Here is a 5,932-nt window from a genome sequence, read left to right as displayed (position 1 = left end):
ACTTTCGAATTTTCGTCCCCCTCCCGCCTCCCCCAAAATCGCAAGGGCGATTTTGGGGGAGGTGCAGGTGGGGGTCATTGGCATTGCATAGCAGGTTTTGATCTTATCCCGAACTCACGTTTTTTAATCAATCTATGCGGCAGCAGTCTGTTCGGTTTGCTGCTCCTTGATGAGTTCCAGCTCGATTTGAATGTTGACTTCCTCGCCGACCAGAACACCGCCGGTTTCCAGCGCCACATTCCAGACCAGCCCCCACTCCTTGCGGTTGATTCTGGTGCTGGCGCTGAAACCGGCCGTCGTCATCCCGAACGGGCTTTTGACCTTACCATTGAAGGCTACATCCAGCGCTACCTCGCGGGTAACATCACGGATGGTCAGGTCGCCGATGATCCGCCCGTGGGAATCGTCCAGCACTTCAATGCGCTTGCTCCGGAAGGTCAGGTAGGGGAACTGATCGGCGTTCAAAAAATCGGGTGAACGCAGGTGGGCATCGCGCTGCGGCTCGCGGGTGTTGATGCTGGCGGCCTCGATTTGCACTTCCACCGATGAATTTTGCGGGTTTTCCTCGTCAAAATTCACCACCCCGCTGAAGCGCTCGAACCGTCCGCGTACATTTGAAACCATCAAATGACGCACCGAAAAAGTAATTTCAGAATGAGCAGGGTCAATTTTCCAGGACATCTCCAAAAACCTCCTTGTAAAAATAAATTTGATTTGATAATACTCCAATGATGGTATTTTAACATTGAAGTATTTTGACAAAAAAAGAGAACTCAACCTCACCGTTTGCCCAGTTTGCGCAGCAGGTCGCCCAGTTGATGCTGTTCCTGGGGGCTGAGCACCGAAAACTCCTCGGCAACCGCCTGCGCGTGTTTTGGGAAGATTTCTTCAATCAGCTTTAACCCGGCCGGGGTCAGTTCCACCCGGCTGATGCGCCGGTCGTGTTCGTCTGGCAGACGCCGTACCAGACCGCGCTTTTCCAGATTGTCCACCACCAGGGTAATGTTGCCGCTGCTTTTGAGCAGTTTGCCGGCCAGTTCGCACTGCGGCATCGGCCCAAGGTGATAGAGAACTTCCATGACGCCAAACTGGGTGATGGTAAGCGGGCCGGTGCTGCCGCGTGCGCTCAGGCGGCTGGCAATCGAATCGGCTGCGCGGGTCAGTTTGATCCACACATCCAGTGCGCTGGCTACTTGGGGGTCACCTTGGTAATGGGTTGGCATCCTAAAATATTTTGATATTGAATTATTTAGTTTTAATATATCTTGATTGGGAGGGGTTGTCAAGGTTTTTTGCAAAAATTTTTCCGCCGCTTCCTCCCGTACCCATTGATAATTTTTTACAAAGCGATCATACTCCGAAGATCCATTTCTCCCTTGCCCGAACCTTTCTGCTTCTTTTTACGTATGCATATATAGAAAGGAGTAACCTAATGAAAATCTGGATTGTCTTTGATTCTTATTTTGGCAACACCGAACAGATTGCCCGGCAAGTGGGAAATGCCCTCAGCGGCCGGCACACGGTCGAGGTCCTGCGCGTTGGCGAGGTTAACCCGGCTGATGTGGCACAGGTGGATTGCGTGATTGTCGGCTCACCAACCCGTGGTTTTCGACCTTCGGAGGCGACCACCGGCCTGCTCAAATCCTTTGAACGCGGATCTTTGCGGGGCAAGAGTGTGGCAGCTTTCGACACCCGCATTCCCACAGAGCAAATAAAATCGGGGTTGCTGCGTTTGATTGTCAATGCCGGCGGTTATGCCGCACCTGCCATCGCCAAAAAACTGCAGCGCAGCGGCGGAAATCTGGCTGCTCCACCCGAAGGATTTTTCGTCACCGGCACCGAAGGCCCGTTGCTGGAAGGCGAACTGCAGCGGGCGGCGCAATGGGCTGAAAGTCTATTGCCTGCTTGAATCCCCTGTCCCACCATCAGAAACCAACCCCATTCCGAACCGATATGAACTTCCCTTCCCATGCTCAACCCCGCTGGTTCATTCGTCTGATATGGCCATTCTGGAATCAACAGCAAAACCGGCTGCGCACCGGCTGGCGCTTGATTCTGCAATTGGCACTGTTTGCCGGTCTGCTTTTCGCGGGGGGCTTCCTGCTGAGCGCATTGCAGCAAATCCTTTTCGATTTTTCGCTGGTCATCGGCAGTTCAACCCATGCCGCCGTGCTGATCATCGAAGTGAGCCTCAACTGGCTGTTGCTGCTGGCAAGTTTGTGGCTGGCGGCGCGCTTTCTCGACCGGCGTCCCTTTCGGGCTTTTGGTTTCAACCTCAACCGGCGCTGGTGGGCCGACCTTGCCTTTGGTCTGGCGCTCGGCGCGCTGCTGATGGCGGGAATCTTCGTTGTCGAATACGCCTTTGGCTGGGTCAGGGTGACAGGCTACCGGCAGACCGGTTTTCAGACCTTTTCTGCCGGCATACTCTTTTACCTTGCTCAGTACATTGCGGTGGGCATTCAGGAAGAAACCCTTTCGCGCGGTTACTGGCTGCGCAATCTGGCGGAGGGTTTTCACCTGCCGCGCTGGGGCGCGCGCACCGCGCTGTGGCTGGCTTATGTGCTTTCTTCGTCCATTTTCGGCCTGCTGCACCTCGCCAATCCTCATTCCTCGCTGGTCAGCACCCTCAACCTGATTCTGGCGGGTTTTCTGCTGGGGCTGCCCTTTGTGCTGACCGGCGAGCTGGCGCTTTCGATTGGCTTACACATCACCTGGAATTTCTTTCAGGGGGTGGTGTTCGGCCTGCCGGTCAGCGGTCTGCAAGCCGATACCAGTTTTCTGGTCATTCAGCAGGCCGGCCCCGCGCTTTGGACAGGCGGCAGTTTTGGCCCCGAAGCGGGTTTGATCGGCCTGCTGGGGATGCTGCTCGGCGCCGGGTTGATTGTGATGTGGATCAAAATAACGCGGGGAAAAGCAACCCTGCGGATAGATCTGGCCGTCTATCAAAGAACGGAATTTACCTCGTGATCACAATCCGCCCCGCGCTTGAAAATGACTTGGCCGACCTGTGTCAGTGCTTTCCGATCCACTGCCAAACCCTGCGAGAAGCGGTGCAGTTTCAGACCGCTTATCTGGGTATTTGCGATGGAGAAACGGCCGGTTTTGCCATCTTCGACTACTCTTTTTTCCATCTGGGATTTTTATCGCTTCTTTTTGTCCTCCCCGAATATCGTCACAGAGGGGTTGCAAGCGCTTTGATGCACTTTTTAGAGCTGAACTGTACCACACCCAAACTCTTCACCTCCACCAATCTGTCTAACCTGCCGATGCAGGCTCTGCTGGTTAAACGCGGTTATGTGCTGGCGGGTATCATTCATCACCTCGATGAGGGCGACCCGGAACTGGTTTATGTTAAAATCCTTAATAACCCATCGTTTAACGGTTAAACCCTTACAAGGATCCTGCCATGCTCCAGCGACTTAAATCCCTCTTTTCCCCTGCCCCGCCCCCGCCCGCACCTGCGGAACAATGGGCTGCTGTGGATGATTACCTGAGCAGCCTGCTGCTGCCACCCGACCCGGCGCTGAATCAGGCGCTGCGCGTCAGTCAGACCGCCGGTTTGCCCGCCATACAGGTATCCCCTCTCCAGGGAAAATTTTTGTACCTGCTGGCAAAGGCAATTGCGGCGCGGCGCATCCTCGAAATTGGCACGCTCGGCGCGTACAGCACCATCTGGCTGGCGCGCGCTCTGCCGGCGGACGGTTTGCTGGTTACGCTGGAACTTGACCCCAGACACGCCGCCGTTGCCCGTGAAAATCTGGCCGGGGCTGGGGTTTCCGAACGGGTCGAAATCCACCTCGGTCAGGCGCTCGATTCGCTTGCCCGGCTGGTGCAGGAAGGCAGCCAGCCCTTTGATCTGATTTTCATTGACGCCGATAAACCCAACTACGCCGCTTATTTTGAATTTTCGCTCCAGCTTTCGCGCGCCGGCACGCTCATCGTGGCGGATAATGTCATCCGCAAAGGGAAGGTGATCGAAGAAAACAGCAGCGATGCCAGTGTGCTGGGCATGCGCCGTTTTCTGGAGCGGGTAGCCGCCGAGCCGCGCGTAACCACCACTGCGCTGCAAACCGTTGGCAGCAAGGGCTACGACGGCTTCGCTCTGATTCTGGTGGAAAGTTGAGCCGCGCGGCAGAAATGCCAGCCAAAAAACTGTTCATTGAAATCTTCCGCCACCCCGATGCCCCCCGCAACGGACATGCCATCCAGCGCGAAGCTGTGCGCGGCATCATTCGCGCTCAAAACCGCCTGTTGATGATTTATTCCACCGTCAACAATGATTACAAATTTCCCGGCGGCGGGCGCAAGGACGGCGAATCGCTCCCTCAAACCCTGCGGCGCGAAGTGCAAGAAGAATGCGGGGCAAGCGTAACCCGCATTGAGCGGTTTCTCGGCAGTGTTATCGAGTACGATCTGCCCTACGAAAACGGCTACCAGCTGTTCCGAATGACCTCGTATTATTATCTTTGCCAGATTTCTGAGCGGCATCAACCTCTCCATCTGGATGAATACGAGCAGCGGTTGGGGTTCACCCCCGTTTGGGTGGATATTGAAGATGCCCTGCGCGCCAACCGCGCCGTGCTGAACAGCCGCTTTTCCAACATTCCCAAATGGACGGAACGCGAAACGCGCGTGCTGGAATTTATCCGCCAGCACCTGATCAAGGGCTGATCTGCCTCTGCCTGCCGTTCAAATGACGGTACAATTAGCCTGATGAACTCCACCCTGCCCGACCTGAAGGGATTGGACCTGCGCCCGGCTGTGGAAGAAACCTGCCGACTGCTTTTGGAATTTTCCACTGCCGAGCAGGTGCTGGTTTACTCCCGCCAGGGTGATGCCGCCTTATACGACCCGCTGTACGCGTTGGGCGGGTTCTCTCGCCCGGAAAAAGCCGCCTTCTGGTCCACCTCGCCGGATACGGCTACCGACCTGCTGGCCGAAGCCCTGCACCGCCGCTTTGAACCCCTGTGGATAAACGATGAAAGCACACGGCGATCCCTGCGCGCCTCCATTTTGAGCAGCCTGGAGGGGCAGTCCTATCTGGGGCTGACCCTGCACAACCGCTCCCAGCCGCTGGGGTTTTTACTGCTCGGCTGGCAGCAAGCCGGCGTTGAACTGCCCGCCGAACGGCTGACTCTGATTCGCGCGCTGGCGCGCTCGCTCTCGCTGGCGCTGGATAATGCCCGCCTGTACGAAATGGCTGCCCAGCAGGTCTTTCAGGCCATCCGCCTGCAGGAAATTGGGACAGCCATTTTGCAGCAAATTGAACTGAAAGAAGTGCTGGCGCTGGTTGCCGGCGGCGCAATGCAATTGACGGCTGCCTCGGGCTGCATTTTACGCCTGCGGGAAGAAGACGGCAGCCTGACGGCTGTTTACCGCTCGGGCAGCCCGCCGGCCCTGCGCGAAGAGGAATGGCAGCCGCAGCAAATCCTTCAGCGCAGTGAACCGCTGCTGGTCAACCTGCCGGCGGCTCCGCCGCTCATTGAGGAAGACAGCGCGCTGCTGGCGCTGCCGCTGCCGGGCGGGGAGGGGCAGGCCATCGGCGTTCTGGAACTGTACCAGAAGCGGCGTTACCTGGGCCAAACCGATTTGCAGATTGCCCGCTCGTTTGCGGCGCAGGCCGCCATTGCCATTCAGCACGCCCGTTTGTACCGGCGCATTCAGCAAACCGCCGTGGCAGAAGAACGCGCCCGGCTGGCGCGCGACCTGCACGATTCGATCAGTCAGGCTTTATACGCCGCTTCCCTGTACACCCGCGCCGCCGAACGCCAGTTGAACAGCGGCAACACCGCGGCGGTACAGCAGCATCTGGACGAAATTGGCGCAACCCTGCGCGGCGCGCTGACCGAGCTGCGCCTGCTCATCTTTGAACTGCGTCCGCCCATTCTGGAACAGGCCGGTCTGGGCGGCGCGCTGTATCACCGCCTGAAAT

General features: G+C 57.1%; 8 protein-coding genes. 6 read left to right on the top strand and 2 right to left on the bottom strand.

The window, feature by feature from the left end:
• Positions 1-132: 132 nt before the first annotated feature.
• Together VAE48_RS07610 and VAE48_RS07605 are read right to left on the bottom strand one after the other, a co-directional pair.
• Positions 133-681: a YceI family protein gene (locus VAE48_RS07610; protein ID WP_322792720.1), complete on the bottom strand. Its 549-nt coding sequence runs from the start codon at positions 679-681 to the stop codon at positions 133-135.
• Positions 682-779: 98 nt separating this feature from the next.
• A complete protein-coding gene (locus VAE48_RS07605; protein WP_322792719.1) occupies positions 780-1,223 on the bottom strand; it encodes a MarR family transcriptional regulator in 444 nt (147 codons plus the stop codon).
• Positions 1,224-1,432: 209 nt separating this feature from the next.
• Here VAE48_RS07605 and VAE48_RS07600 point away from each other — a divergent pair, with 209 nt between their 5' ends.
• The 6 genes from VAE48_RS07600 to VAE48_RS07575 form a co-directional block, all read left to right on the top strand.
• A complete protein-coding gene (locus VAE48_RS07600) occupies positions 1,433-1,909 on the top strand; it encodes a flavodoxin family protein (RefSeq protein ID WP_322792718.1) in 477 nt (158 codons plus the stop codon).
• Between the two features lie 44 nt (positions 1,910-1,953).
• Entirely contained in the window at positions 1,954-2,967 is a 1,014-nt protein-coding gene (locus VAE48_RS07595; protein WP_322792717.1) for a CPBP family intramembrane glutamic endopeptidase, read from the top strand.
• Complete coding sequence (locus VAE48_RS07590) at positions 2,964-3,386, top strand: GNAT family N-acetyltransferase (RefSeq protein WP_322792716.1); 423 nt, start codon at positions 2,964-2,966, stop codon at positions 3,384-3,386. Before VAE48_RS07595 ends, VAE48_RS07590 begins: the two co-directional genes overlap by 4 nt.
• Before the next feature lie 20 nt (positions 3,387-3,406).
• Positions 3,407-4,123: an O-methyltransferase gene (locus VAE48_RS07585; RefSeq protein ID WP_322792715.1), complete on the top strand. Its 717-nt coding sequence runs from the start codon at positions 3,407-3,409 to the stop codon at positions 4,121-4,123.
• Positions 4,124-4,137: 14 nt separating this feature from the next.
• A complete protein-coding gene (locus VAE48_RS07580) occupies positions 4,138-4,671 on the top strand; it encodes an NUDIX hydrolase (RefSeq protein WP_322792714.1) in 534 nt (177 codons plus the stop codon).
• Positions 4,672-4,713: 42 nt separating this feature from the next.
• A partial coding sequence (locus tag VAE48_RS07575) for a GAF domain-containing sensor histidine kinase (protein WP_322792713.1) occupies positions 4,714-5,932 on the top strand: 1,219 nt, incomplete at its 3' end.

Source organism: Bellilinea sp. (assembly GCF_034432615.1).
Lineage (GTDB): Bacteria > Chloroflexota > Anaerolineae > Anaerolineales > Anaerolineaceae > Bellilinea.
This window is presented reverse-complemented; position numbering and strand designations above follow the sequence as displayed.

Bases quoted from the DNA above. Each gene is read 5' to 3' on its own strand.
- VAE48_RS07580 (WP_322792714.1), top strand. From the start codon at position 4,138: ATGCCAGCCAAAAAACTGTTCATTGAAATCTTCCGCCACCCCGATGCC.
- VAE48_RS07595 (WP_322792717.1), top strand. From the start codon at position 1,954: ATGAACTTCCCTTCCCATGCTCAACCCCGCTGGTTCATTCGTCTGATA.
- VAE48_RS07605 (WP_322792719.1), bottom strand. From the start codon at position 1,223: ATGCCAACCCATTACCAAGGTGACCCCCAAGTAGCCAGCGCACTGGAT.
- VAE48_RS07600 (WP_322792718.1), top strand. From the start codon at position 1,433: ATGAAAATCTGGATTGTCTTTGATTCTTATTTTGGCAACACCGAACAG.
- VAE48_RS07610 (WP_322792720.1), bottom strand. From the start codon at position 681: ATGTCCTGGAAAATTGACCCTGCTCATTCTGAAATTACTTTTTCGGTG.
- VAE48_RS07585 (WP_322792715.1), top strand. From the start codon at position 3,407: ATGCTCCAGCGACTTAAATCCCTCTTTTCCCCTGCCCCGCCCCCGCCC.